31 protein-coding genes and 1 tRNA gene are annotated in these 26,096 nt (G+C 46.3%); 24 read left to right on the forward strand and 8 right to left on the reverse strand.

Features of this window, described 5'->3' with window-relative positions; genetic code table 11:
* Positions 1-555 precede the first annotated feature (555 nt).
* From QUB64_RS00385 to fba, 4 genes are all read left to right on the forward strand, one after another.
* The gene (locus tag QUB64_RS00385; RefSeq protein ID WP_333270797.1) at positions 556-2,631 is read left to right on the forward strand and encodes a CapA family protein; all 2,076 of its coding nucleotides are present in this window, start codon (positions 556-558) and stop codon (positions 2,629-2,631) included.
* A gap of 144 nt (positions 2,632-2,775) precedes the next feature.
* Positions 2,776-3,645 (forward strand): aldose epimerase family protein, encoded by an 870-nt coding sequence (locus QUB64_RS00390; RefSeq protein WP_442921620.1) that lies wholly within the window; start codon positions 2,776-2,778, stop codon positions 3,643-3,645.
* 67 nt (positions 3,646-3,712) lie between these two features.
* A tRNA-Lys gene (locus QUB64_RS00395) sits at positions 3,713-3,784 on the forward strand.
* 240 nt (positions 3,785-4,024) lie between these two features.
* Positions 4,025-5,104, forward strand: coding sequence for a class II fructose-bisphosphate aldolase (gene fba / locus QUB64_RS00400; protein WP_333270802.1), 1,080 nt, complete (start codon positions 4,025-4,027; stop codon positions 5,102-5,104).
* A 527-nt stretch (positions 5,105-5,631) separates the two neighbouring features.
* On the opposite strand, the gene QUB64_RS00405 is transcribed toward fba, so the two are convergent.
* The 4 genes from QUB64_RS00405 to QUB64_RS00420 form a co-directional block, all read right to left on the reverse strand.
* Positions 5,632-6,234: a Uma2 family endonuclease gene (locus tag QUB64_RS00405; RefSeq protein WP_333270805.1), complete on the reverse strand. Its 603-nt coding sequence runs from the start codon at positions 6,232-6,234 to the stop codon at positions 5,632-5,634.
* Between the two features lie 11 nt (positions 6,235-6,245).
* A complete protein-coding gene (locus tag QUB64_RS00410) occupies positions 6,246-6,587 on the reverse strand; it encodes a DUF5615 family PIN-like protein (protein WP_333270808.1) in 342 nt (113 codons plus the stop codon).
* A 3-nt stretch (positions 6,588-6,590) separates the two neighbouring features.
* On the reverse strand, positions 6,591-6,932 hold the full coding sequence (locus QUB64_RS00415) for a DUF433 domain-containing protein (RefSeq protein ID WP_333270810.1): 342 nt from the start codon (positions 6,930-6,932) through the stop codon (positions 6,591-6,593).
* Positions 6,933-7,392: 460 nt separating this feature from the next.
* Positions 7,393-8,748, reverse strand: a complete 1,356-nt coding sequence (locus QUB64_RS00420) for an NB-ARC domain-containing protein (RefSeq protein ID WP_333270812.1) — start codon at positions 8,746-8,748, stop codon at positions 7,393-7,395.
* Between the two features lie 221 nt (positions 8,749-8,969).
* Between QUB64_RS00420 and QUB64_RS00425 the strand changes: the two genes are divergently transcribed.
* The 7 genes from QUB64_RS00425 (at position 8,970) to QUB64_RS00455 (ending at position 12,692) form a co-directional block, all read left to right on the forward strand.
* Positions 8,970-9,410 carry an RDD family protein gene (locus QUB64_RS00425; RefSeq protein WP_333270815.1) on the forward strand — a complete coding sequence of 147 codons (441 nt, stop codon included), beginning with the start codon at positions 8,970-8,972 and terminating at the stop codon, positions 9,408-9,410.
* A 556-nt stretch (positions 9,411-9,966) separates the two neighbouring features.
* The gene (locus tag QUB64_RS00430) at positions 9,967-10,296 is read left to right on the forward strand and encodes a flavoredoxin (protein WP_333270818.1); all 330 of its coding nucleotides are present in this window, start codon (positions 9,967-9,969) and stop codon (positions 10,294-10,296) included.
* A gap of 13 nt (positions 10,297-10,309) precedes the next feature.
* Positions 10,310-10,603 (forward strand): hypothetical protein, encoded by a 294-nt coding sequence (locus tag QUB64_RS00435; protein ID WP_333270820.1) that lies wholly within the window; start codon positions 10,310-10,312, stop codon positions 10,601-10,603.
* A gap of 62 nt (positions 10,604-10,665) precedes the next feature.
* Positions 10,666-10,878 (forward strand): hypothetical protein, encoded by a 213-nt coding sequence (locus tag QUB64_RS00440; protein WP_333270823.1) that lies wholly within the window; start codon positions 10,666-10,668, stop codon positions 10,876-10,878.
* A 572-nt stretch (positions 10,879-11,450) separates the two neighbouring features.
* Positions 11,451-11,960 carry a GNAT family N-acetyltransferase gene (locus QUB64_RS00445; RefSeq protein WP_333270825.1) on the forward strand — a complete coding sequence of 170 codons (510 nt, stop codon included), beginning with the start codon at positions 11,451-11,453 and terminating at the stop codon, positions 11,958-11,960.
* Between the two features lie 245 nt (positions 11,961-12,205).
* Positions 12,206-12,445 (forward strand): DUF4258 domain-containing protein, encoded by a 240-nt coding sequence (locus QUB64_RS00450; protein ID WP_333270827.1) that lies wholly within the window; start codon positions 12,206-12,208, stop codon positions 12,443-12,445.
* 4 nt (positions 12,446-12,449) lie between these two features.
* Positions 12,450-12,692 (forward strand): YgiT-type zinc finger protein, encoded by a 243-nt coding sequence (locus QUB64_RS00455; RefSeq protein WP_333270830.1) that lies wholly within the window; start codon positions 12,450-12,452, stop codon positions 12,690-12,692.
* A gap of 32 nt (positions 12,693-12,724) precedes the next feature.
* On the opposite strand, the gene QUB64_RS00460 is transcribed toward QUB64_RS00455, so the two are convergent.
* On the reverse strand, positions 12,725-14,302 hold the full coding sequence (locus QUB64_RS00460) for an adenylate/guanylate cyclase domain-containing protein (protein ID WP_333270833.1): 1,578 nt from the start codon (positions 14,300-14,302) through the stop codon (positions 12,725-12,727).
* Between the two features lie 190 nt (positions 14,303-14,492).
* Between QUB64_RS00460 and QUB64_RS00465 the strand changes: the two genes are divergently transcribed.
* The 10 genes from QUB64_RS00465 to QUB64_RS00510 all read left to right on the forward strand — a co-directional run bounded on the left by QUB64_RS00465 (position 14,493) and on the right by QUB64_RS00510 (position 23,029).
* Positions 14,493-14,651 (forward strand): hypothetical protein, encoded by a 159-nt coding sequence (locus tag QUB64_RS00465; protein ID WP_333343228.1) that lies wholly within the window; start codon positions 14,493-14,495, stop codon positions 14,649-14,651.
* 320 nt (positions 14,652-14,971) lie between these two features.
* On the forward strand, positions 14,972-15,793 hold the full coding sequence (locus tag QUB64_RS00470; protein WP_333270837.1) for a prepilin peptidase: 822 nt from the start codon (positions 14,972-14,974) through the stop codon (positions 15,791-15,793).
* 71 nt (positions 15,794-15,864) lie between these two features.
* Positions 15,865-16,083, forward strand: a complete 219-nt coding sequence (locus tag QUB64_RS00475; protein WP_333270838.1) for a hypothetical protein — start codon at positions 15,865-15,867, stop codon at positions 16,081-16,083.
* Between the two features lie 446 nt (positions 16,084-16,529).
* Positions 16,530-17,483: an acetyl-CoA carboxylase, carboxyltransferase subunit beta gene (accD, locus tag QUB64_RS00480; RefSeq protein WP_333270942.1), complete on the forward strand. Its 954-nt coding sequence runs from the start codon at positions 16,530-16,532 to the stop codon at positions 17,481-17,483.
* A 477-nt stretch (positions 17,484-17,960) separates the two neighbouring features.
* Positions 17,961-18,152 (forward strand): translation initiation factor IF-2, encoded by a 192-nt coding sequence (locus tag QUB64_RS00485; RefSeq protein ID WP_293156461.1) that lies wholly within the window; start codon positions 17,961-17,963, stop codon positions 18,150-18,152.
* Positions 18,153-18,301: 149 nt separating this feature from the next.
* Positions 18,302-18,790, forward strand: coding sequence for a photosystem II cytochrome c-550 (gene psbV / locus QUB64_RS00490; protein WP_293156458.1), 489 nt, complete (start codon positions 18,302-18,304; stop codon positions 18,788-18,790).
* A 262-nt stretch (positions 18,791-19,052) separates the two neighbouring features.
* Positions 19,053-20,294 carry an RNA-guided endonuclease InsQ/TnpB family protein gene (locus QUB64_RS00495; RefSeq protein ID WP_333270945.1) on the forward strand — a complete coding sequence of 414 codons (1,242 nt, stop codon included), beginning with the start codon at positions 19,053-19,055 and terminating at the stop codon, positions 20,292-20,294.
* 98 nt (positions 20,295-20,392) lie between these two features.
* Positions 20,393-20,893, forward strand: coding sequence for a photosystem II cytochrome PsbV2 (gene psbV2, locus QUB64_RS00500; RefSeq protein WP_333270845.1), 501 nt, complete (start codon positions 20,393-20,395; stop codon positions 20,891-20,893).
* A 126-nt stretch (positions 20,894-21,019) separates the two neighbouring features.
* Positions 21,020-21,358, forward strand: a complete 339-nt coding sequence (gene petJ / locus QUB64_RS00505) for a cytochrome c6 PetJ (protein WP_333270847.1) — start codon at positions 21,020-21,022, stop codon at positions 21,356-21,358.
* 654 nt (positions 21,359-22,012) lie between these two features.
* Entirely contained in the window at positions 22,013-23,029 is a 1,017-nt protein-coding gene (locus QUB64_RS00510; protein WP_333270849.1) for a CHAD domain-containing protein, read from the forward strand.
* A gap of 349 nt (positions 23,030-23,378) precedes the next feature.
* Here QUB64_RS00510 and QUB64_RS00515 read toward each other — a convergent pair whose 3' ends face one another.
* Positions 23,379-23,612 (reverse strand): hypothetical protein, encoded by a 234-nt coding sequence (locus QUB64_RS00515; RefSeq protein WP_333270851.1) that lies wholly within the window; start codon positions 23,610-23,612, stop codon positions 23,379-23,381.
* A 74-nt stretch (positions 23,613-23,686) separates the two neighbouring features.
* Between QUB64_RS00515 and QUB64_RS00520 the strand changes: the two genes are divergently transcribed.
* From QUB64_RS00520 to QUB64_RS00530, 3 genes are all read left to right on the forward strand, one after another.
* Positions 23,687-24,007, forward strand: coding sequence for a ribbon-helix-helix domain-containing protein (locus QUB64_RS00520; RefSeq protein ID WP_333270854.1), 321 nt, complete (start codon positions 23,687-23,689; stop codon positions 24,005-24,007).
* Positions 24,008-24,019: 12 nt separating this feature from the next.
* Positions 24,020-24,325 carry a hypothetical protein gene (locus tag QUB64_RS00525; RefSeq protein WP_333270856.1) on the forward strand — a complete coding sequence of 102 codons (306 nt, stop codon included), beginning with the start codon at positions 24,020-24,022 and terminating at the stop codon, positions 24,323-24,325.
* Positions 24,326-24,392: 67 nt separating this feature from the next.
* Positions 24,393-24,599 carry a type II toxin-antitoxin system HicB family antitoxin gene (locus QUB64_RS00530; protein ID WP_333270858.1) on the forward strand — a complete coding sequence of 69 codons (207 nt, stop codon included), beginning with the start codon at positions 24,393-24,395 and terminating at the stop codon, positions 24,597-24,599.
* A 218-nt stretch (positions 24,600-24,817) separates the two neighbouring features.
* On the opposite strand, the gene QUB64_RS00535 is transcribed toward QUB64_RS00530, so the two are convergent.
* On the reverse strand, positions 24,818-25,276 hold the full coding sequence (locus tag QUB64_RS00535; RefSeq protein WP_333270860.1) for a hypothetical protein: 459 nt from the start codon (positions 25,274-25,276) through the stop codon (positions 24,818-24,820).
* 181 nt (positions 25,277-25,457) lie between these two features.
* A complete protein-coding gene (locus QUB64_RS00540) occupies positions 25,458-25,922 on the reverse strand; it encodes a hypothetical protein (protein ID WP_333270863.1) in 465 nt (154 codons plus the stop codon).
* Positions 25,923-26,096: the final 174 nt, after the last annotated feature.

A 26,096-nucleotide genomic window follows, 5' to 3' on the forward strand; every position in this document is an offset into this window, starting at 1 on the left:
CGCGATGCCCGCAATTACCGCTAAAATCGGAAAATCTCAATTTAATCTAAACCTTACGTTGGCCGTCTTCTGTCTCAAGTCCCTGGGAAGCCTCAAGTTTCGACGTTAGTTCGATCGCGAGCCTACAGCCTCTTGACTCGATCTCAAATCTCAAATCGAGTCCTTCAAGTCGCCCAAATTTCCATTTGTTCGCAAATGATTTGACTCCAACCCAACTGTAATCATAAACTTAACTTGACCCAGAGACGGATACACAGCCTGAAGACAGAAGTCGCCCCTGAGCACTCAAGTTCCGACGTTAGTTCGATCGCGCTGTACAACCTCTTGACTCGCTCTCTAATGTCAAATCGAAAAATGGAAAATCTCAAATCTCAAATTTTGTTACCGGAATGTGATAAAAATCACTGACAGCAGGCAGCACCCAAATGTAGAAAATGGTGGCGGTCAACAACTAGCTTCAAAACGGGCAGCGAAGTGGCGGTTAAGCTAAAAGAATGGCGGTTCCGTTCAAAATATATTGAAATTATCGCTATAACGTGTGAAGGAGGCTAATTGATGGTATATACAGAAAATTGGTCGCAGCCGTCTATCTTGGAGCTAGCGCGATCGGGCAACTTTCAAGCCCTGAATTACTGGATTGACAGTTTGCTGCGACCCGAAGGGATTTATGCCCGCGTCGAACAGGCTCAGGCTGGATGCGTCCAAATCCTAGTAGAATTCCAGCGCGAATTTGCGCCAGATACTACATTACTGGGGAGCACTCTCCGGGAAGGCTTAGTCAAGTTTATTTGTCACCAACTCTGGAGACTAAACTCGCCAGCAGTAGAAGGGGTGCGAATTCACGCGCGCTTGGCTGGGGAACCAGAGATTCTCTGGAAACAGTCAGTGCGAATTGTTACTCCGGCCAACCGCCAGCGGCAACGTGACCGTTCCCTATTGGTCGTCGATTGGGTTAAATTTAAAACATATCGTTCTCTGCTGCTAGTGGGATCGGCACTTGGCTCATTTATTTTAGGGTGTTGGGTGAGCTATCACGAGGCTCAGGCCATGCGGTTAGTATCGCCAGTCTCTGGGTACCAGCAAGTAGCTTTAATGTCGGGGCCGCCTCCCAAACGTCCAGATGCGGTGCAAGCGGCCTTAGAAGTAGTACCCGTAGTGCAACAAAAACAGGTTGCTAATCCCTACGACCCCACCGTAACGCTGATGTTCGGAGGAAATGTGAATCTATTGGATGCGATCGCAGCATCTGCCGGTAACGATTACCGTTGGGCTTTTGCCAATATGGACGAGTACCGGCAAGCAGATGTGTCGATGGTTAACCTAGAAAACCCCCTGACTCGCTCTACCTTAGGCCTTGGGAAAAAACAATTAAATTTTAAAGCCGATCCAGAATCGGTGAAAGTATTAACAGCAGGAGGAGTGGATATTGTCAATCTGGCAAATAACCACGCTATGGATTACGAGGAACCGGGGCTGGTGGAGACTATAAATACTCTAAATAATGCTGGGATTGGGCATCTGGGAGCCGGTAGAGATATTAAAGAAGCGAGGCGTCCAGATATTATTGAGGTTAAGGGTCAGCGGATCGCGTACCTCGGTTATTACGATTCAGACCTTCATGCCGCCGACCAAGGGAAGGCTGGCACTAACCCCCGCCGCAACAATCGCGTGGCAGAGGATATTCGAGCTCTCAGGGGTCAGGTAGACTGGATTGTTGTTAATTACCACTGGGGAGTCGAATTGGCAGATTACCCGGGGGACTGGCAAATAGATTTGGCTCGGTTCACGATCGACCAAGGAGCAGATTTGGTAGTGGGACACCACCCCCATGTCCTGCAAGGTGCAGAAATTTACAAGGGCCGCCCGATTGTTTACTCGCTGGGTGATTTTATATTCGGTGGGAATGCTCGCAGCGATTACGATACCGCAGTCCTGAAAGTATCGCTCAAAGAAAGGAATATGAAGGTAGAATTTTTGCCTGTGGAGGTGAAAAAGTTTCAGCCGAAGGTGGTAAATGGAGCAGCGGGCGATCGCATCCTCAAAAAAGTCGAACAAATTTCTAGTATTTTCGCTCAGCCGATGCGATCTTCTGTAGTTCTCGATGCCCCAATCAACCCAGGAATGGCACCAAAGACTCCTAATTCGACCTTGCCAGGAGCAGCAAAAAGCGCTACAGAACCGGCGCCCAGTTCCCCAGTCCCCCTGACTGGTGAAAGCAATATGACAGGCCCAGGACAACCCAAACCTACTCCGATTTTGCCCGCTGTACTGGCGCCCAAACAGCCGGACAACTCCTCATTATTCCAGAACGGGACTGGGCCTGCAATTGAGTCAAGCCCGCCTCCGAGTCAAGATTTGCCGCCGCGCATCTATCGCACTCAACCTAAAAATCCCAGCCGGGAAGCCGATCCGTTTACCAAAGAGCCATTCATCAAAGAACCGTTTATTTCGCCCCCATCTCCCGGTTCGGGAGGGGTGCTCAGTCCCCAAAGCTATCTTCCCCAGACTCGGGATCTATCTTTCAAAGTCGCGCTCAAAGAACACCCGACAAACAGGATCGTTCCAGGCAAAAACAGCGACCGCTCACAGCCGCAGATCGCCCTGCCTCCTATAGCGGAGAACGTGGGTTAGCCCGTGGCAGTCCGGGAGGAAACGCGGGGGCCCAAAGGGGCGGTAATGGATGAAAATCCACTACCAGCGACCAATTATTAACGACTGATTTACTGACAACTTTACTGACAACCAATGATCGATGACCTACTACCGATGACAAATGTGTTTGCGATCGCGCTGAAGCAAAAGCAGTACAAAACCTATATCCTCTCCGACGAAACCGCTAACTCTACTCTAGAAGTTGTGCCGGAACGGGGCGGTATTGCCACTAGCTGGCTGGTTGAAGGCAAAGAAATGTTCTACTTGGACGCGGAACGGTTCGCCAATCCCGATCTGACTGTACGCGGCGGGATTCCCATCTTGTTTCCCATCTGCGGCAATCTCCCCGACAACACTTACACCCACAAGGGAGTGGAGCTTCATCTCAAACAACACGGCTTTGCTCGCGACTTGCCTTGGACGCCGACGGAACAAGTTACAGAAGGTTGCGCGGCTCTTACGCTAGTCCTCGACAGCAGCGAGAAGACCCAAGCTGTTTATCCCTTTGATTTCCAATTAGCTTTTACTTATCAAATTAAAGGCAATTCTTTGGAAATTGTGCAGGAATACACCAATCTTGGTGACGAACCGATGCCCTTTGCTAGTGGCTTGCACCCTTACTTTTTAGCTCCCGACAAGACAAATCTGCGCTTTGAGATTCCCGGGATGCAGTACAGAGATCAGAACACCCACGAAAAGGGTTATTTCACGGGGGTTTTTGACCCGACACTGGATGAAATTGATGTTTCCTTTGACGAGCTCACCGGTCTTGCTGCTACTGTCACTGACGAAGCCCGCAGCTTGCGGCTCACCGTCAGTTACAACTCCAGCTATGGGAAGTTGGTTTTCTGGACTCTCAAGGGCAAGGATTTTTACTGTCTGGAACCCTGGACGGCTCCTCGAAATGCCATCAATACTGGCGAACACTTGATTTATTTGCAGCCGGGAGCGACTTGCGAGATGCTGGTTCGCATGACAGCAACTTTTTTTTGAAAAACACTTGCTATTTAAAATGATGGGTGCTACTATTAGAAATTGTGTGCGGTAACAATGTTGGCGCGGGTCGCTAGCTCAGCGGTAGAGCATTCGGCTTTTAACCGATTGGTCTCGGGTTCAAATCCCGGGCGACCCATTTTTCAAGGCAGAAGGTAAAAAGTAGAAGGCAGAATGAATTCTAGCTTTCACAATGAATTCGGGGCAAGCCCAGCGGGATTGCCCTGAATTTAGTGTTGGGAATGTGGATTTTTTGAGACTAAATTGAAATCTGGAAACATAATGCGCGATCGGCAACAAATTGTCTTAAGATTATCGTAAGAATTGAGCTTGTTCAAAATCCACTTCCCAGAAACACAAAAAATTAGGAGGAATATCTATGGCGCTTGTACCTATGCGACTGCTGCTCGACCACGCGGCTGAAAATGGTTACGGCCTACCGGCTTACAACGTCAACAACATGGAGCAAATCCAAGCGATCATGCGCGCTGCTGACGAAACCAACAGCCCCGTGATCCTGCAAGCTTCTCGCGGCGCTCGTTCCTACGCTGGCGAAAATTTCCTGCGCCACTTGATTTTGGCAGCAGTTGAAACCTATCCTCACATCCCCATCTCCATGCACCAAGACCACGGCAATGCCCCCGGTACTTGCTATTCTGCCATGCGCCAAGGTTTCACCAGCGTCATGATGGACGGTTCTTTGGAAGCAGATGCTAAAACTCCCGCTAGCTACGAGTACAACGTTGAAGTTACTCGCGAAGTTGTGAAAGTGGCTCATTCGATCGGCGTTAGCGTTGAAGGCGAACTGGGCTGCTTGGGTTCTCTGGAAACAGGGATGGGCGAAGCAGAAGACGGCCACGGCTTTGAAGGTGCGCTTTCTCACGATCAATTGCTGACAGATCCCGAAGAAGCTGTTAATTTCGTTGAGCAAACCGGTGTTGATGCTCTCGCAGTGGCGATCGGCACTTCCCACGGCGCTTACAAATTCACCCGCAAGCCGACTGGCGAAATTTTGGCAATCAGCCGCATTGAAGAAATTCACCGCCGCTTACCGAATACTCACTTGGTAATGCACGGTTCATCTTCTGTGCCCCAAGAATTGCTGGAAATCATCAACAGCAACGGCGGCACTATCCGCGAAACCTACGGCGTACCAGTGGAAGAAATCCAAAAGGGCATCCAGTGCGGCGTGCGCAAGATCAACATCGACACTGACAACCGTTTGGCGATTACCGCTGCGGTGCGCGAAGCTTTGTTTGCTAAGCCCGATGAGTTCGATCCTCGCCACTTCTTGAAGCCGTCGATCAAGTATATGCAGAAGGTTTGTAGCGATCGCTATAACTCTTTCGGTTGCGCCGGTAACGGTACAAAGATTAAGCAAATGTCTTTGGATGATTTTGCAGCTAAGTATGCTAAGGGCGAATTGAGCTCTTCTGCTAAGAAGACTGTAGCTGTTTAATAATTTTAGGTTTGAGATTTTAGATTTATCTGAAATCTCAAGTTTGGATAGCCGGGTAGCTGTGAAGTTGCCCGGTTTTTGTTTGTGGAGAGTACCTGAATCGCTGTTTTGGTGTTGCATTAGTACGAGAGTCCCCGCTAGCTAGATATAGCAACCGATTAAAGTCGGTTAGGACAGGTTGTTATATTATATAAACCCAATTTGTAGGGGCGGGTTCACCAACAATTTATGGTAAAAATGAATAATATTTATAAACCCGCCCCCGCCCACTAACAATAAAAATGTACGCTCAATTTATTGGTAAAATGTTGATGTAAATAATGGCGGGGATGGGGCGGGTTTATGAGATTGTTTGTGGGTGTCATAGATGGTTGATGAACCCGCCCCTACAGAATTTTGGGAGGTTTTTTATGACGCGAGGCTGTAGGGTGCGTCAGTCTTAAGGTTAGTACGAAAAATTCGGGTTTTGCTTTCTTGACGCACCCTACTAATTGTGCCCGTTGCGTAAATCCTATTAATTAACCGAATTACTGCGGCTGCGGCCGAATCCCATTAATAAACTCAGTCTTTGCCTCAATGATTGAAGGCATCAAAACGCAGCGTAGCAACAATGCTAAATCCAACTCTGGCAAAAACTCACTTCTTGAAACTTGCCCGCAATCATCATCGCGCAGCCGATAGACAGCAAGCCGATTATTTTCCCAAAACCAAACTTCAGGGATACGAAGTCGTAGATACTTAGCTAGTTTATTTGTGCTACCGCTAGAAATCGTCACTTCTACGGCTAAATCAGGATGCTCTTTTCTTGAACCGATATAATAAGACTCGTCAGGTTCAAAGGATACATCTTTTGCCTGGTTTCTGCGAGTTGCACTTCCTACCGGAATGAAATTAATCCCTTTCTCAAAAAAGTAAAGTCCTATAAATAGAGCCAAAACACTTTTTATCTGTTCGTGGTCTTCGCCTAGTGTCATAAACTCCACACACCCATCTAAATAAGTTATTCGCAAGCCGGGTGCATCTTTTATTAAGGTTTCGAGCGCCTCAAATTGCTCCCAAGTATAATAACCGGGTAAAGCAAAGCGTTGTTCTTTAAGAGTTGTTATTGGTTCTGAAATTTGTACGATCATGGGCGTATAAGTTACTTTGAAGGACGCACAACGCGAATCAGTTTGCCTTGCAAAGATTCTGCTGCTATAATCGCAATGTGGATTCGGTTAGCCAGCGCTTCCCAATCGCGATCGTTCGTAGAGGCGATAATGCCAGCACGATCGGGCTGTATGCGGTGCAGCCGAAACAAATCTTTTCGGTTCTCGGTAATGACAGCACGTTCCTCGCTAGTTGCGAAAGCTAACACATCTGGGTCAGGAATTTTCTGATTCGCTCTGCCTGCTTCTTGGACAGTCAAAACATCGTGTCCTAAAACCCGCAGCAATTCTACAACCGGATAGGGGTATTGCTCATCGGCATAGAGGCGTGCCATACGTTAGAGTTCCTCGTCCATTACTTCGTCGTTTTCCCGGATTTCTGTTTCAATTTCGTCGGGAAAAGCTTCGGCGTATGCCCAAGCGTTAGCAATATCAGTAGCAGAGAGGGATAGATAACTTGTGAGTAAATCGGCTTCGCTATACCCAATGCGACGAGCTTCTACAAGTCCCCAAACGGTGATGCGAGTTCCCGCAATGCAGGCACTCCCACCACAAACATCAGGCGTTTTTTCAATACCGCGCCCCAGGGTGATTTTCCCCTGAGATAGGAGTTGAACAACTTGAGCTTTTTCGTCGTCTGAGAGTGCCAGCAGTTGAGGCTCTAATTCTTTCAGCGTCATGGCAAACAATGGAATTGCGACTACTGATTATTCTATCGAATATATATCTCTTACAGGACTTACGCAGAAACCGGTTTTTTTACGAAAATACTGCATCGAAGCCTTTAATATAGCAACCGCCCGTGTTAGGACACGTTGTATTTTTATAATCAACCAAATTTGTAGGGGCGGGTTCACCAACCATCTATGAAACCCACAAACAATCTCATAAACCCGCCCTCCTCCGCCATTGTTTACATCAACATTTTACCAATAAATTCATCGTACATTTTTATTGTTGGTGGGCGGGGGCGGGTTTATAATATTGTTCATTTTTACCATGAATGGTTGGCGAACCCGCCCCTACAGGATTTTGGGATGTTTTTTATGAATTAGTAATAGTAAGGTGCGGATCTATGAGATTGTCGATCTTTATTTAGTGATTTTTGATGTATCCGCACCTACAAGTTATGTAGCTAAATTACATTGCTGCGATCGCATATTGCCTCAGCACAGGTGAAATCGTGTAAAAATTTGCTTGTTGTTCAATCAAGCAGCGCCGCGATAAAGATTGCAGCGCATTTACCAAATCTGATGCGGGAATTCGGCTATTTTCTAGCAATTGGGTGAGGTTAATTGTATCGCTTGCTTTCGCTAACAAGGAGAGGACTTGTTTTTCTAGTTCGGATAGGCGATCGCACTGCTGCTGTAAAACATCTTTCAAATCTTCCGGCAACAATATGGTATCATCTGGTAATAACTCTGTCACGCATCCGCCCAACTCTTGCATCAGAGTGGCGACGCTTTTTAACCAGAGGGGATTGCCTTGGTAGCGCTGAATCAGTGCTGAGTAGTTTTCGATGTCTGCTAATCCATAATCTCTGAGTATTTCCCGTCCGGCTGCGATGTCTAAGCCTTTGAGTTGTAAGGTATTAATCTGTGTATTTTGGCTTTTAACTTGAGTAACTTCTCTGGGTTGTTCCCAACCGATTAGCAGGAAGCAACTTTGATGGGATATTTTTTCTATTTTTTTGAATAAAGAGCGATATTCTTCGTATCCTGGTTGATATTTTCCTGCTAATTCGCCGCTGCTGAACAAATTGTGAATGTCATCTAAAATTACTAAACAGCGATGTTTTTGTAAATATTTAATTAGGGGTAATGCTTTCGGGTTGGTTGTGGGTGAATCTTGCTTTTCCGGCTGCGAGAAAAACTGGATTAAGTGGGCTTCAAATTCAGGGAGGGTGGGGGATGTGTCGAGATTGCACCAAATGACGTATTCAAACTCGTCTTTTATTTGTTGGACGAGTTGCACTGCTAAGGTTGTTTTGCCGATGCCGAGTCCGCCGGTGAGGGCTATGAGGCTGCTGTTTTGTTGTAGAATCCAGTTGGTGAGGGTTTGGAGTTCGGGGGTGCGATCGAAGAAATTACCCAATTCCGGCATCTCGCTTAAATCTTGATGCGAGGTTTCTTGATTTGGTGGGTGTGAGTTTGGTATGTTTGGCGGGTGTTTTGCTTCTCCACAGGTGTTAAAGATACCAATCCCTACAACGTCTTTTGCAAAATTAGAGACATTTGAAACTTGCCACCTCTGCATTGCCGATCGTAAATTTGTTTTACTTACTTCTTCCCCTAATCCTTCTGAGAGGATTTGCCATAATTGCGAAGCTGCGTTCCTAATACGACTTTCAGAACAGTCAAAATCTTTGGCTATTTGCTTATATGTCTCATGTTGTAGAGTTCCCCGTAGTACCGCTTCTTGTAAATCGTCAAGGTGCTGACCGGTTTTATCGAAGAATATGCGATCGGCGAGGTTTAACGCTTCTTTTATGTTCATCTTTTCAGGTAGATGCGAGCATTTTGTGTATTATAGCTCACTGTTACCCGCTTTTTAAGATATTTTAGTACATTTTTGTACAAAATTAGACTAACGGAAGTGAAAGCAGGGTAAAATTATCGGCAAGATTGAACATTTTTTATTAAAAATTTTCTGCTGATTTCTAAGAACCATAGGAGAAGTATCAAATAGTAAATTTAAGGATTTTAAGGATTTTAGAAATGCAACACGCGAACATTGGAAAGCGATTTTTGGCTTTTCTCCTTGACTTGATTATCTGGTTGGTCTTAACCTCAATCATTTATGGGTTAGTATCCGGATTTTTGCCAGCGGTATTTCCAGCACTATTTAGAGACATTACGACTACTTCTCCAGCAGCTAGCGATCAACTATTTTGGTTGATATTTATTATTGTGGGTTGGCCTTACCACTCGATAAATCATAGTTCTCCTAGACAGGCGACGCTCGGTAAAAGAGCCTTTGGACTTATTATATGTGACCTAAATGAAAATAAAATCTCTTTTGGCAGGGCAACCGGAAGGTATTTCTGTTTTGTATTATTCACGACATTAGTTTTGGTTGACTTTCTTCCAGTTCCTTTCACCGATAAGAGTCAGGCACTTCATGATTTGATTACTAGAACTGTGGTTATTGAAAGATAACACTTTCTAAGGCTAACGATAAAAATTAGATAGGGCTTTCCCTCTGATCCATTTCCACCATGTCAATGCGATCGCACTTATTACAAATACAAAATAGTGCGATGATTGCATGGGCAGCGATCGCCCCAGCAAAAAAAGAGGGATCGCCTTTCTAATTTTTTTCCACAAGTGCGATCGCACTTCTTCTTTTTTCCCACAAAAGCGATCGTCCTTCTAATTTTTTCAAACAAGAGCGATCGCACTTCTAATTCTTTTCAAACAATGGCAATCGCCCTGATTATTTTTTTCTAGCCAAGGGCGATCGCCCCACCGAAAGAAAGGCCGATCGCACTTTTTAACACTTCGGACTGTTTTCGATCGCCAAGAGTAGAATAAGGATTTAATCGAGATTGAGCGATCGAGTTTCCCAGGGAGAATAAAGGGTGTTAGACTACGACCTAAAAACAGTCCAGATTATTGTTACCTTCACCGAAAAGGCTAATATAAAAAATCCCAGAATAATAGCCAAGATTTCTGATAGAATCTAGCGCGTACCTCAATCAAACAGCCTGCATTTGTGGAAAAAATTCCCAACGAAGCCTTCGTAGTTCGTGGCGGCCGTAATCGCCCAGAAGATATTCAACGTGCCACAGGAACCCACCCTAGCGGTATCACGGGAATTTCTGTAGAATGTGCAGTAGGATTGTCTGTAGCAGAGTTAGCAGCAACAATCCCGCACGGACAAGTTGGTGTGACCACAGTAGGTGAGGTTCGATTTGAAGATGGAGATGTCATCCGTACTTGTGGCAGAAGTTCAAATCATGCAACTCTAACTGGATTAACAGCAGAGCAAGCAAGCCTTCTGCTGACACCAACAATTCCCAATCCAGCACAGCAACCATCTTGATGAGAATATAATTATGAGTCACCCTAAAATTTTTTCCGACTTTCATAATGCAGATGAACAAGGTCGCCTTCGTCTGAATTGTGTTGGGACGATCGAAGATTTGAGCCGCCAAAATATTAAGTTGCAAAATGGTAAATTGCTCACACTCTATAGCGAAGAATTAGAAGTAGACGGCGCGGTTCAATATTCTGAAGAGGAAAGTCTTTGGGTTGCAGTAATTGATTGGAAACTGATTAGACAGGTAGACGATATTATTCTGAGCAATTCTAGCTTACCTGAGAGCGGCCTAGCTGTACCAATATCCTGAATAGCCAAATTAGGTGCGTTTAATCAGCGCCCGTTTAGCCACCCGACAGGAGAGAAGAAACTATGAGTCAGGAATCTGAAGAAACAGTCAATGACGATATGAAACCTGAATATGATTTTTCAGGCGGTGTTCGTGGCAAATACTATCAAGCTTATACGAAATCAAGTAATGTGGTGATTCTCGACCCAGATGTAGCAGAGATATTTCGAGACTCTGCTTCTGTAAATGAAGCGTTGCGATTGCTTGCCAAAATTGCTAAGTCTGTCACGGTCTAATTAACTATTTTAAAATTCTGCTGATGAATCTGGTGACTGACATTTATCGCGATCGCCCATCTTCCATATTCGGTTAACACTCGTGTCACCCCAACCTCTGTTTCCACCGACAATCTGATTCATTTCCACCATTTCAAAGGGCGCTGATTGCACAGAGGGCGTGAAGCGTAGCTATCCCGTAGGGATCTCGCCCCAGCAAAAAAAGGGATCTCGCCCTATGCGCTACAATAAACGTAAAGCTCACGATTAGTCTTTCAAAAATTAACACGATCGACGTAGACTTACCGCAGTCCGATCCATTCACCAACCTCAAAGTGACTCTCCTGCTAAAAGCACTGACATCCTGGCAAGTTGTGGCATCTATCAGAGAGTTTTCCCACTGTCGAGTGAAAGCAGAAACACGACAAATGCCAGCTACCTTTTGAGAACAGCTCAAAAATATAGCAGCCATTTCCTGCAACCTATCGGTTCAGACTGACGGTTTCTGTACCATTTCATCTGTCCGATTGACCAGACGTTAGAATAGAATTTGCGATCGACACAGGATGTAGCGACTTTAATCAATCTAAGCTATGGATATCCGTACCGAAAAGCCCGAAGATGTAGAAGCTGTTCGCAATGTCAATATTCTGGCATTCGGGCGAGAAAATGAGGCAAATTTAGTCGATCGATTGCGGGGAATTGCATCTACATTTTCCTTCGTTGCCGTAGAATGCGATCGAGTTGTCGGACATATTTTCTTCAGTCCGGTTGTCGTCGAGGGAAAATGTTCTAGCAATTTGTCGATTCTCGGGTTGGGGCCAGTCGCAGTTCTACCCAACTATCAGCGGCAAGGTGTAGGATCGCTACTGATCCGCGAAGGTTTAAAAGAGTGCGCGCGATCGGGTTTTCAGGCAGTGGTTGTGCTGGGCTATCCAGATTTATATTCGCGTTTCGGGTTCGTTCCTGCTAGTAGCAAGAGCTTGGGATGCGAATATGATGCACCCGATGAAGCTTTTATGGTGTTGGAGTTAGAAAGTGGAGCTTGCCAAGATTGTAGCGGAACGGTGAAATATCGATCGGAGTTTAGTCTGTGCGAGTGATTAAGTAGTCGTAGGCTGCGTCGCCATGAAAAACCCCCAAATAAATATCGACAATCTTATAGATCCGCGCCTAACAAACTCTCGTTCGTATAAACAAACCCAACACTTATTTTGTAGAAATTTTTTTGAGACATGGTATAAAATGGTATGGTTTGGTATCATTGCCTAGATATAACATTAATCAGCCAGTGCCTCCCAACGATATTAACCGTATCAGATAAAAATTTCGCCTCCGCCAGTACGATATGTCAGCCCACGCAATGGAAGAAATGGCTGAGGATTTGCTGACCATCTTGGATGTGGAAGAGGCGATTCTCAACGGTCAGATTATCCGGGTTGAAAAAGGCGACCCCAGAGGTACAAAATATGTAGTAGTGGGGACTGCACTGGATAGACAAACACCTGTTGGAGTGGTTGGACGTTTCGCTAGTAACGGACGTTATCTAATCATCACGGTTTATGAAGTCACTGAACTTGAGGCCTAATCCTATGTATCGATACCGATGTGAGTATTGCGAAGGAACTGTTCAACCCCGCACTGTCAAGCGCGAGGCATTCAAACATAAAAATGGATTTGTAATTCTTGAAAATGTGACTATCGGTGTTTGTGATAACTGTGGCAATCGATACTATTCAGCCGATATTCTTCATGCGGTTCATGCTGTCGCAACGGTCGCGAGATTGCCTGAAAGAACCGAACAAATTCCAGTTAGTCATCTAGAATCAGCATAAAGGGCGGCACAACTTTTACTCAGCAAAGTTATTTAAACGCCCCCTTTTCCCCTCTCCAGCTTGGAACCGTGCAAAGTAAAAACAGGAGTCAGACCAGATTTCCCCTTCAGAGACACAGCTCCCAAAGCCTCACAATCGAAGTTTAGCCCGATCGACTCAAACACCCTTTCACCAATCAAAATTTGATTTTCCCCCGCCTTGCTCATCAACCTAGCAGCCGTATTCACCGTATCTCCAAGGATGTTAAACTCCCTGCGACCTCGGGGTTCCCCAACCTCAGCAGCAAACACCGGCCCCCGAGACAGCCCAATTTGACAGGTTACTTTCACCTCTGCACCGCCGATAATTACTGTTCGCAAACCTGCAATCAAATCTCGGATCGCAATCGCCGCCCATGCCGCGCGGCTGGCGTCATCCCTGTGAGCGTCGGGGACGCCAAAATAAATCAGCATATCGGAACCGTCCAAGTGCGCCGTTACTTTTTGCAACACGCCCCCTTTAGCTGACACTACAGCATCGATCGACGCAAACACCCGGGAACAACTTACTACCAGACGAACTTCTTCCTCCGGCGAAGCTTTGTCCACAGACTCCGGCAAACCAATTAAATTGACAAACATCACCGTCGGTTCGGGAAAATCCGGCGGGATTTTCCGTCTGTCAGCATTTTCAACCAGCAGTCTCAGGATCGCTTTGGGAATATAACTAGCAAGGGGTTCAAGCCGCTTCACAGCTTCCCCGATTTCGCTTACCAAACCCGAAACGCTGCGATCGAGCAATACCGAACTTGGCATCCGCCGCCCAGTCAAAGTAATATCGTACTCTCCGAGTCGATCGTCCGTGAAATCATCCGCCACCAACAAATAACCAGGTTTCCCCGGTTCAAAACGAAATTGCTCTCCCAAAGACGAACTAGCAGTTTCAGTCAAACACACCCGCCCCACAGTCCCAGAACCCTCAGCTTGCTTGGCTTGCTGGACTGAATGCCCCAGCAGTACGTGGGCCATCCGCAGCGGCGTACCGATATCAGCACTAACGTAGCGGCCGCAGTGGATACCCACCCGCATCCTCAAAGACAAAACACCCCGCGCCGTTTCAATATTGGCAAATTTAGCCATCGCCCGCTGCATCCGCAAACCCGCCCGCACCGCCCTAGCTGTATCCTCCTCTCGGTCAATCCCTCCCAGAAACTGCACCAGCATCGCATCTCCGGTAAACTCCAGCAAATCCCCGCCCGATTTGCTGACAATTTCAATCATCGAGGCAAAATAGTCGTTAATCACGCCCAGCAGCGTTTCAGCGCCCTTGCGCCCCTGGGCCGCGTTCGCTTCCAACAGCGACGTAAACCCTGCCAAATCCGTGAACAGCAAAGTGCCTGTTTGCCACTGGTAGCGCACCTCTCCCGGCTGGGGCGGAGATTCTGACACTGGCCTGGGCACGTAGTCGTGAAGGATGTAGCGGAGAGTCCGCAGGTGTTCAAAAACCCCCATTAGCGTCGCGGGGGACGGATCTACCCACGCCGCAGCGTAAAGTTCGGCGGAAAGGAGCGCTCGCAGTCGCAGTTCGATCGCAGCTAAGGGAGGATTGTAGGTTAATCTATTAATTTCCACCTAGTCTATTCTTTAAAAAATAAGGTCAGTTCGATCGAACTAGAGGCAATACCAATAGCTAGACTTATACCTTTATCATAAGTTTCCAGTGACCAGATACCAGCCTAACTCACAACCTAGGAGAGAAATTTCCGAAAGTCACAGCTTGCTAGCTCCCGATTTGATCCGAGCTGCTCGATCCGCATATAGTATGTATCTGAAAGTGCATTCCGAGCAGATGCAGCGTCCGGCTGGTGTAGTTGTCTGTCAAGGAAGCGATCGAGGCCAGCTAATTTTTGCTTCGCAACCCGTTTTATTGCCCGGTGAACGTTTTGTTACTTTTGACGAAATTGAATCTCAAATGTATTAATTGGCAGTTGACAGTTGACCGCTTGACAGTTGGCAGTTGATAGTTGACAGTTGGCAGTTGATAGTTGATAGTTGATAGTTGGGAATTGGGCATTGGGCATTGGGCATTTGTAACAGCTTAAAATTCAAACACATCGCACAATAAAAAACAAGGTTCGTAGTGAGGACTTTAGTCCGCATCCCAATCAGAAAATTTGGATTGAGCGCTACAAAAATGATTAGTAATTAACAGAACACAATCTAACAACTAATAGCTAATAAATTACGACAGTCAACAGTTAACAGTCAACAGTCAACAGTCAACAGACAACAGACAACTTAATGGAAATAATCTTTAATTCCCTTGTCACCGCGATCGTCTTTGTTATCGGCTCGGCGATCGGCAGCTTCCTAAATGTGGTAATCTATCGCTTGCCTGCGGGATTGTCGGTGATACACCCTCCCTCTCGCTGTCCCAAATGTTTAAATCAACTCAGAACTTACGAAAATATACCCGTGCTCGGTTGGCTGTGGCTGCGGGGACGCTGCAATCACTGCCGCAGTCGGATTTCTGCCCGCTATCCGCTGGTGGAAGCAGCTACGGGTTTGCTGTTTTTGTTAATCTTCTGGCGGTTTGGGGTGAGCGTGCAAACTGTGGGGTTTTGGGCTTTTTTTAGCTGGCTGTTGGCTTTGTCTTTGATTGATTGCGATACAATGACTTTGCCTAATTCTTTAACTCGATCGGGCTTGGTGCTGGGATTGGTTTTCCAAATCGCCAAAGGTTGCTGGCCGACATTTACCCCGATCGACTCCGTGCACTATCTGGTACTAGACGGAATCCTGGGAGCAGTTGTGGGGTTGTGGCTGTTTGACGCGATCGGACTTGCAGGTTCGATCGGCTTCGGGCAGACTGCTATGGGCGCCGGAGATACCAAATTGGCCGCCTTGATGGGAGCTTGGCTGGGCTGGAAACTCTTGCTGCTAGCGGGATTTATCGCCTGTTTAGTCGGGGCTTTTGCTGGTGGCTCTGCGATCGCCCTTCGATTGCTCGATCGGCGTCAACCCATGCCCTTCGGCCCGTTTCTGGCTCTCGGTGCAGCCATTACGGCTCTCTGGGGCGAACCTATCTTATCTATTTACTTGCAGTTGTTTTTCCCGAATTAGGGTTTGCGATCTGCGGGTAAAAAGCGCGATCGAACATAAATATCGGTTCATAATAATTGGTAAAATTGCCCGTGTCTTGGATTACACTTAAAACCACTAGCTTTCGTTGGGAAGCGGAATTAATGCAGCAGCTCCTGGCTGCTCATCAAATACCGGCTCGGATTGTAGACTTGGGCATAGCATCTTATTTTGGGGCTGGAAGTGCTACAGCGCTGCAAGTTCTTCCAGAACACCAGCAAACTGCATCGCTGCTCATCAGTCCAGTTGAAGATGAGCCAGAACAAGAGTGATTAGTTATTAGTCAATAGTCAACAGTCATTAGTCAACAGTCAGTAGTCATTAGTCATTAGGAGTGCTGTCCCCGCGATCGAACCTGATCATTAGTCATTAGTAGATAAGTGATATGGTTTCCCTTGACATAGGAACGATCGTGTTCGGAGTGCAGTGCGAGCGTCCCGCAGAGTCGAGCGAGACGTTCGTAGTTCCCGGGAGAATCTCACGAGACTGTAAAAAGCGGGACGCCCAGCAAAGCTTATATATATTTGGCGATCTCTCACAGCGAACACTCATACAAAAGCTGGCGCACAGATGTTCCCTCGTTGGGCGCGATCGGGCGCAAAGAGAGTATAATTCCCATGTAGTGCGGATTTGATATGACAACGGGCAATTGACAACTAACAATTACCAATTACCAATTCCCAATTACCAACTACCAATTACCAATTCCCAAGTTTTAATGTCTCTATTTGATTGGTTTGCAAATCGACGAAAATCAGTACCGAACTCCCAAGAACGCCCGGAACGAGAAATTGCCGACGGACTTTGGAATAAATGCACAGCTTGCGATGCCCTGAGTTATACCAAAGACCTGCGAGCAAATCAAATGGTTTGCTTGGAATGCGGGCATCATATCAGAGTTTACAGCGACGATCGCATCGAGCAGTTGATCGACCCCAATACCTGGATGCCCATTAACGGAGGTCTCCACGCCACCGATCCGCTGAAATTTCGAGATCGCAAAAAATATAGCGATCGACTGCGAGAATTTCAAGAAAAAACAGGGCACCTAGACGCCGTAGAAACAGGTACCGGCCAACTCGAAAATTTGCCCGTCGCCCTCGGAGTCATGGAATTTCAGTTCATCGGCGGCAGCATGGGCTCAGTTGTCGGAGAAAAACTGACCCGCCTGATCGAACACGCCACGCGGGAACGCTTACCCGTACTCATTGTCTGCGCTTCCGGCGGCGCGAGAATGCAGGAAGGAATGCTCAGCCTGATGCAAATGGCTAAGATTTCCGGGGCTCTGGAACGCCACCGGGAAGCGAGACTGCTTTACATCCCAATTTTGACCCACCCGACCACCGGCGGCGTCACCGCTAGTTTTGCCATGTTGGGAGACATTATAATTGCAGAGCCAAAAGCTACTGTAGCCTTTACGGGCGGCCGGGTAATCGAGCAAACTCTGCGCGAAAAGCTGCCGGAAAATTATCAAACTTCCGAATACTCTTTCGCCCACGGTTTTGTAGACTTGATCGTACCCCGAACTCAATTAAAGAAAACTCTGGCTGGGCTCATCAGCCTCCACCAGCCCCAGCCGTTCTTGGCAGACTCGGAATTCCCCGTCCACGATGCTAGCGACAGCCACCACGCTGTGGCGGCACCGACTCACGCTTTCAAGCTTTCTCCCTAAGCTGCTGCGCCGGATGACTCCTGTCGCGAACCGATCAAAATTTTAGACCAAAGTTCAAGCCCCATAAGACACCTGTGGAGTAAATCTCAAATCTCAAATCTCAAATCGCCCGATCGTCTGTTGGTGAGTCCGCCAAAGACGAAAACCTCAGAGGAATTCCCCAAAAACCATGGTTTCTACGAAAAACATGAACTTTGGTAGCGAGAAATGCACGCAGATACGGGGTTTTTTGCCCTGCGCGCCCAAGTCCTATTGATAATAAAGACGCGGCAATGGGATGATATTGGTTGGAAGTTGATGGAGTGTGAAGTTTGGATGAGCAAAAATGCTTAGTGTTAGTTAGTGGTTAGTTAGCTGGCGATCGCACAAAATCTCAGAACAAACTAACAGATGACAGCTAACAGCGCTTTGTTAAATTGTCCACCTTTCATTCAATAGCCGTCAACTCAATTCTGACCCGTCAGCGACCTGAAAATTATGGGTTTTGCAGACCTGTCCATCGCAGAAATAGCAGAAGACTTCAACGTCCCTGTTGAAGACGTGCTCCGCTTGTGTGATGAGCTGGAAATTGCCTACAAACACCCTCAAACCCGTTTGGCTTTGGAAGATGTTAAGGCAATTATGTCCGCTCTCGAAAAAAGGCGCGACTCAAAACGAATTGCAGATTAGATCGATCGCAAAATTCCTCTACCTTTAAAGGTATGGCTGCACAAACTTTCGCCAGTTGTCGCAGCATTCTGGAATTTTGAACAGAAATCTGTTTGCCAGCTATACTCTCTTAGCGTTCAATAATTTGCCGGATTTTTTTAAGGAGAACCATGCTTAAAAGATATTTCATTGCTCTGACCGCTGTATTCTTGACATTTCAGTTATTTGTCAGCAGCGCGATGGCTGTCGAACTGAGTCCTGAACTTCGCACTGTGACTTTGAATGACAAAGGCGCTCCGGTAGTGCTGAGCCTCAAACAAGTCCAGCAAGGCAAACGCCTGTTCCAAAATACTTGCGCTCAATGTCACGCTGCAGGCATGACAAAAACTGACCCAAACCTCAATTTGAGTCCGGAAACTCTGGCTTTGGCCAACCCACCCCGCAATAATATTGAGTCGCTGGTGGACTATATGAAAAATCCCACGACTTATGACGGGTTTCAAGAAATTTCGGAACTGCATCCGAGCATGAAGAGTGCGGATATTTTCGCTGAGATGAGAAATCTCTCGGATGAAGATTTGTACGCGATTGCCGGTCACATTCTGTTGCAGCCGAAAATTATCTCCCGCCAGTGGGCTGGTGGCAAAGGCGCTCGTTAATCAATTTGAAATTTGAGATTTTGGATTTTGGATTGAGAGGGGCTGGGATTTGGCAAGGATTGCTGGCTCGTCGTTTTTCTATCGAAAATCTGAAATCTCAAATTTACCTCTGGTTGATTGATTCTCCCCAGTCGCACCCGCTGACCGAAAAAATGGGATACAAGCCTCGCCCTTAAGCGGGCGACTTTTAGTTCGGATATCTTCATCGAGAATTTTGAATAAACTCTACACCGTTTATTCAGGCTGGCTGTATAATGGTTGTATGCTGAATCTAACCTACGAGTACAAACTCATTCCCACCGACGCGCAATGCGAAACTTTCGACCAGTGGCTGAACATTTGCCGCCAGGTCTACAACTTTGCATTGCGGGAACGAAAGGATTGGGTCAATTCTCGTAAGTGCGATCTGAACTCATGCAGCATTAGGCAGGAATACGTTATGCCTGCTGATGCACCACGCCCAACCTTTGCGCGGCAGTGCAAAACATTGGCATTGGCAAAGAAATCAATCCCCGAGCTGAAATTGCCGCACACTCACGTATTACAGCAAGCCTTGCGCCAACTTGAAGCTGCGTTTGTGTCAATGTGGGAGCGCGGGTACGGTTTCCCTAGATTCAAAAAGCGGATGCGCTCCGTAGTGTTTCCGCAGTTAAACCTAGAGTCCGTCAAACGGTTTGATGGTGCAGACTGGATAAATCTGCCTAAGATTGGCTTGGTTCAGATGCGCCTGTCTCGACCCATTCCTGAAGGTTTTGAGGTGAAGCAAATTCGTGTTGTCAAGCGGGCATCTGGCTACTATGCCATGCTTACGTTGCAGTGCGATGCTGAAGTCCCTCAGCCGTCACCATCAGGGCATGGGCTGGGAATTGATTTAGGGTTAGAACACTTTTTGGCAACCTCGGATGGAGAGTTGATTGATAGACCTCGATTCTTTGTGGATGGACAACGCAAGCTGAAATTGCTGCAACGTCAACGGTCGCGCCAGAAAAAAGGTTCTAGAAAATTTCGTCAACTACAACATCAGATTGCCAAGCACCACGAATACATCAAGAATAGTCGCAAGGACTTTCACTTTAAGACTGCTCATCATTTGTGCAACAGAGCTCAGACCGTTTTTGCTGAAGACTTGAATCTCAAAGCTATGTCAGCAGGGATGCTCTGCAAGCACACGCTTGATGCCGGGTTTGGTCAGTTCCTGAATATTTTGAGTCACGTTTGTTTTAAGCGTTTGGCATACTTTGCCAAAGTGGACGCGCATAGGACTAGCCAGACTTGCCCAAGATGCCAAACGCATACAGGCAAAAAAGAATTGTCCCAACGAGTGCATAAATGTCCTGAGTGTGGCTATGAAACAAATCGAGATGTCGCAGCCGCTCAAATGATTTTGCAACGCGGATATACAGCGGTGGGGCACATCGCAATGAATTTTGGTGAGGGTAAAGTCATTGGACTCCCGACGATCCAAGAATCCCCTCGCCTCGATAGCAGGGGAGTTGTCAATTAAGCTTGTGGACTGGTTGATGCCGACGAAAGCCAGAGTGCAACAAGAAAATTTGATTGTGTGAGCAAATGTTAGTGAATTATTGACTTTTCTACGCCCTTATGCTGCATCGTGGTGTTTTTCTCTGCTTTCTGTTGGGGATGTTAATTATTTTGCCGCTCGTGCTGCTGGCTCCTCAACCTGTTTTGGCTGCTGGCGATTCTTACGTGAATAGATATTTACAAGCCAGGGAACCTGTAGCACTCGAATTGGACGCTGAGGGACACACTCGGTTGTTTTCAGCTCAGGATTTGTCTGTCGGCAAGGTGTTGTTCGAGAAAAATTGCCTGAATTGCCACGTCGGAGGAGCAACTTTGCCCGATCCGATGATATCTCTGTCTTTGGCCGATCTCCAGGGGGCAACGCCTCCCCGCAGCAACATCAATGGTTTGGTGTCGTATCTGAGAGAGCCGATGACTTATGACGGTAGTGAGGAAACTTTTTGGTGCCGCCAAGTGCCCGAAAGCTGGATGCCGCAGGCTGAGATTGAAAATTTGGCTGCTTTTGTGATCCGGGCTGCTCAGAAAGCTCCGGGCTGGGGCGTGGATAATTTTGAGAGTTGAACTGCCACTGCCAAAAAGTGGTAAATTACTCGGGAGAAGGCAATCGCGTAGTCGCGATCGCGCCTGTTTTAACAGGTAAAATATCTAAAGAATCACCCTTTGTGTGTCCATTAGAGGAGAACTGCGTTGAAAAGACTCTTATCGATCGCCCTGTTAGCGTTCGCAATTTTGACTGTCGGCTTCGGCCGCCCTGCTTTGGCTGGAGATGCTGTTAAAGGATCTAAAATCTTTAGCAACAACTGTTCTGCTTGTCACATCGGTGGCGGCAACGTCGTTATGGCAATGAAAACCTTGAAAAAGGGCGCTCTTGAGAAGTATGGCATGAATTCTATCGAAGCTATTACGACTCAGGTAACTAAGGGCAAAAATGCTATGCCTGCTTTCGCCGGCCGCTTGAAGCCCGAACAAATCGAGGATGTAGCAACCTACGTGCTCGAACAATCTGAGAAAGACTGGAAAGGCTAAACTGCCTCTTTGAAGTCGGACAAGCTGGGCGGACTTGATTGAATTTTAAAACTTGTCTTCCCGATCGCACCCTCTCTCTCTCTTTGGCGAATAAATCTCGGTTTGCAGCGATCTTAACCTATTTGGGAAAGCGCGCCAGAAATCGGATTTATTGGCTCAAGGGTGGGGGAGGGAAATTATATTTGAGATTTGAGATTTGAGATTTTAGATTGAAGATTTTTGAGATTGAAGATTGAAGATTGCTAATTTTGTATAAATTGTCAAGCACAGGACATTAATAGTACCGACGCATGGGGACAAGAAACCCGGTTTCTCAGCAAAATTTGCGACTAAAAACGAGAAATATCTGAAGAAACCGGGTTTCTGAGGTCGCAAGTAACAGGGCCTCCGTATGGGGACAAGAAACCCGGTTTCTCAGCAAAATTTGCGACAAGACACCAGAAATACACTCAGAAACCGCGTCAATTAAATTAGCGCGCGATCGCCAATTAATTACTCAATGCTGACTTTGGATAAATTGTCAAGCACTTTATATTAAGATTTATTGTGGCTGTGGTTCATGAAGAAAAGTGTGTGCTAGGATGTAACACCTTATTAGAAAAGCTTTGAAATCAAAATTAAAGTCGATCACTTTCATTGGACTCTACATCAACCATGAACGTAAAAACATCAGCAAAAGTGAAGACTCAAGTTAAAACTCTCGGAGACGCAGCCTCTGGTGCGATCGAGAAATATTTCCGCAAAACAGTAGAGCACGAGGATGAAGTTCTCAAAGACAAAGACGCCGAAGAACTTCACCAAATGCGAGTGGGAATGCGGCGTTTGCGATCGGCTGTAACGGGTTTTGCTCGAGTTCTAGACTTGCCAAAAGCAGCTTCTGAACGCAAAATTGGTAAAGTGGGGCGGATTCTGGGAACCCTCAGGGATTTGGATGTGATGCTCGAAAGTCTCCAAAACCGCTATTACCCGAATTTGCCGGCCCACGAACAGGAAGTTTTGGATGACGCTTTGTTGAGTTTGCTCAAACAGCGCCGTCGGGCTTTGAAACGGGTGAGGGCTGTTTTGGAACATAAAAGTTACCAGTCGCTGAAACAGTTGATCGAGAATTGGCTCTCAAAACCGCAGTTTCGGGCGATCGAACAGTTGCCAATTGCTGAGGTTTTGCCAGATTTGCTGTTACCTCAAGTCAGCGAATTTTTCCTGCATCCGGCTTGGCTGCTGGGCACAGAATATGACGGCAAAGTTAAAGTTGCTGAGTTGACTGCTGAGGCTGTGGAAGAAAAGCTAGCAGCGGAGGGAACAATTCTGCACGATTTGCGGAAGCAAGCTAAGCGGGTTCGCTATTTGATGAATCTGTTTGGCGATTTTTACGGCGAGAGTTATGAAGCTTATGTCGAAGATGTGAAAGCTGTTCAGGAATGTTTGGGCGATATTCAAGACAGTGAAGTTTTAGGGGAGTTTTTGACGGATTTTGTCGATGGCGATTTGCCAAAAGAGTTGCCGAAACTGGCTGGTTTGTTGGCAGAAAAACGCTACGGGGCTTGGCAGAAATGGCAGGTTTTGCAGAATAAGTATTTGAGTTCGGAAGTTCGAGAAGGTTTGCGATCGACTTTAATTCATCCTCTGGTTGATGATGCTGCTAATGGGGATGCTCCGCAGCACAATTATTAGGTTTTTTGGGTGCAGAACGTGGGGAGGATAATCCGGAGACGGCAGTGCCGTGTCCCTACAGATATGGCGTAAAATAACAGATATTCGTAGGGAAATGGCACTGCCGTGTCCTCCATCGTGTCCCTACAAATATGGCGTAAAATAACAGATATTCGTAGGGAAACGGCACTGCCGTGTCCTCCATCGTGTTCCTACAAATATGGCGTAAAATAACAGATATTGGTAGGGAAACGGCACTGCCGTGTCCTTCCGAAATCCGGACACGGCAGTGCCGTGTCCCTACAGATGTACAAGAAAGGTCGATCGCACTTCATGATATGGCTAAAGAAAGGGCGATCGACCTCAAAGATTATTCTTTCGAGTAACGGGTTAAGATCCGAATTATCTCACCTGCGATCGGCGATGGTAAAGGCGGGCTCCATTCCCCAACTTCGGCAAAGCCTAAGACGTGCAGCAGATTGACGATGCTGTCTACACCTTTGGGAATCCCGCAAATCAGCAACCGGATGGGTTGTTTGCCAATGGGTGCGTCGGGAGTTTCTTTGCGGAGCAGTTCTGGAACTGACTTGGGCGGTGATATCATAGAGATTCCTCCTGAATATGGGAGTTCAAGCCCCTACCGAACGATTGCAAGTCTGAGCGGTGGGGGTTTGTTTTTTGTCAACTCTAAAGTATCACGGTATGCACTCCAAGTCAACCCTTGATGGTAAGATTGATACTTTAGAGGTCAAAAAAAGGTACAATAGGGCGGTAAAAGCACAGATAACAGCCTTGCCAGCAAAACTCCCCAGAATAGTTGTATATCTTCCAGAAGAGGTTAAAGCAGACCTAGAGCGGTTAGCGAAATCGCATTATCGGCCAGTCTCCAATATGGTGCTGTCATTAATTCAAGAAGCATTAGATCGAGCTAAATCTGAGGGCAGAATTCCCAGTGACAATCGATCGCAACCAAAAAGTGACAACGACGAGCAACAGTGAAGTAGGAAGTTAATGGTTTGCGATGAGGATAAGGGCGATCGTAACCAGCCAGCTAACAAATTGTATGGAGTTGTGATGATTCTATCTTTTAAGGATGTACAATTTATTATTGAAGCTCTGGAGTTTCGGATCGAGGCATACCAAAAACGCTTGAAAGATGAAGAGTTAGATGATGATGAAGTATCGGATATGGGCAATGATTGCTATTTTTTAGAAGCGCTACGGGAAGATTTGATGAAGGCTATTAAGGAGAGTAATATGCCTGAGATAGCAAAACCTGTACCCTCAGATGGTTTATATCAAGAGGTCAGAAATTAGTCAGGGCGATCGCCCGATGTGCTAAAATAAGGATTAGAGTGAGAACTAAGTAGGTATTGCAAAAAATATGCCTCGTATCTTTACAGCAATCGTTTATTGGGAAGAAGATGTTTATGTGGCAGAATGTCCTGAAGTGGGAACTGCCAGCCAGGGTGAAACCATTGAAGAAGCGATCGCCAATCTGAAAGAAGCAACAGAACTCTATTTAGAAGAATTCCCTTTACCTAAAACTTCCCCGCGTTTACTAACAACATTTGAGGTGTTAAGTGCCTAGACTTTTATTACTAGGGATGATATTGCAATAGCGATCGCATCGGTAGTTGAGTATCGGTAGTTAATGAAAGGGCGATCGCACTTTAGGAAAAAAAGGGCGATCGCTTTTGGGGATAAAATCCTAAAAAGGAAAGAAATTATTTGATACCAGAGTAAAGGTATTAATAAAGCCATCCGTATAAATCACACTCACTCATCAGGTATATCTGCATCTGCTTGCTAGGGGAGACCGGTACAAGGTAAAGCAGGAGTTGAGTAGCCATTATTGCTAAGTGCGCTGAAGCTGGCTTGGAGGCGCGCGAGTTCACACTGAGCGCGTGGACATTGATCAGCTAATGCTTTGGTAGTATTGGAACCCGTACATTTGGCATTCCGGGGTACGATAGCTGTAGTGCCGTGATTTGGACAGGGTGCCCAACGTGCCGATGAATAAAAACAAAATTCTTGCCCGGTATCGGGATTTGTGTATGTTTGTGGCTCTCTTACTTGTCCCCAAGGGCTGCCCTGCGGTTGTCCATAACCCTGGGATAAGATTGTTGAGTTAGTATTTGTAAAGTGTTGATTAGTAACTGTAGTGGGTGGCACTAGGTTAGCATTAGCCATTTGAGTACCTTTAAGGATAGCCCCACTTAGAGTAAACAAAGCTGCGATCGCGAACATTCCTAATTTTTTGTTCATTTCCTTAGTGACAAAATGATGTGTACAGAGTGTAGAACACCCGATTAAGTATAGAATTGAGGAAATTTACCAGTGTAAGGTAAGTCAAAGTTAAATAAACAAAACCATGACACCTACACAATCAATGGAAGTTAAAGAAATCCGCTGACTTTTGAACAAATACACGACCGACACTGGTTCGTTAATTGCTTATATTGTTTGTACGAGGTGATCTTGGTTGTTCATCTCGTGTGTCTTCTATTCGTTTTACGATCCTTTCGGCTGACGCACACTTATCCTTTACTGCTCCTAGAGCAAAGATAGCCTTAGCTTGATCGTCTGTATATGAGAGCGCCTCCACTACACCTTTTAGACAGCCACTTACTGTCTGAGTTTCTGTTTTAGCTTGCTGAATTTCTTCTAGTTTTCGAGAAATTTCCTCTTTGCCACCGCTGATAGTTCCATGAAGGTCTTTAATCTCTTTATCTTTGTCCTCGCTCTGCTTTTTGAGATCGTCTCGCTCCTTCTGCACTTGCTGTAACTGAGCTTGACTGCTAACTAGCTGATTATTCACATTCGAGTATGCCACAAGGCCGCCCACGCCCATAATAACAACAATACCAATCCCAAGACTAACAATAACAAGGGTACTATTACTACTACTCATAATCCTCCCTCCTATAGCAAGTTATTTTTTCTTGGCTTTAGCTATACACTTGACGATTGAAAGTACAGTTATGTTTGTAACTATAATATATTTTCCTCTCAAATTTCAAGTTATGTCTAGTCGGAAAATGTAGGATTGTGTCGGTAGTTTTACATAATTTTTACTACTTCACAG

Origin of the sequence: Microcoleus sp. Aus8_D2, from assembly GCF_036702665.1 — a bacterium.
Taxonomy (GTDB): domain Bacteria; phylum Cyanobacteriota; class Cyanobacteriia; order Cyanobacteriales; family Microcoleaceae; genus Microcoleus.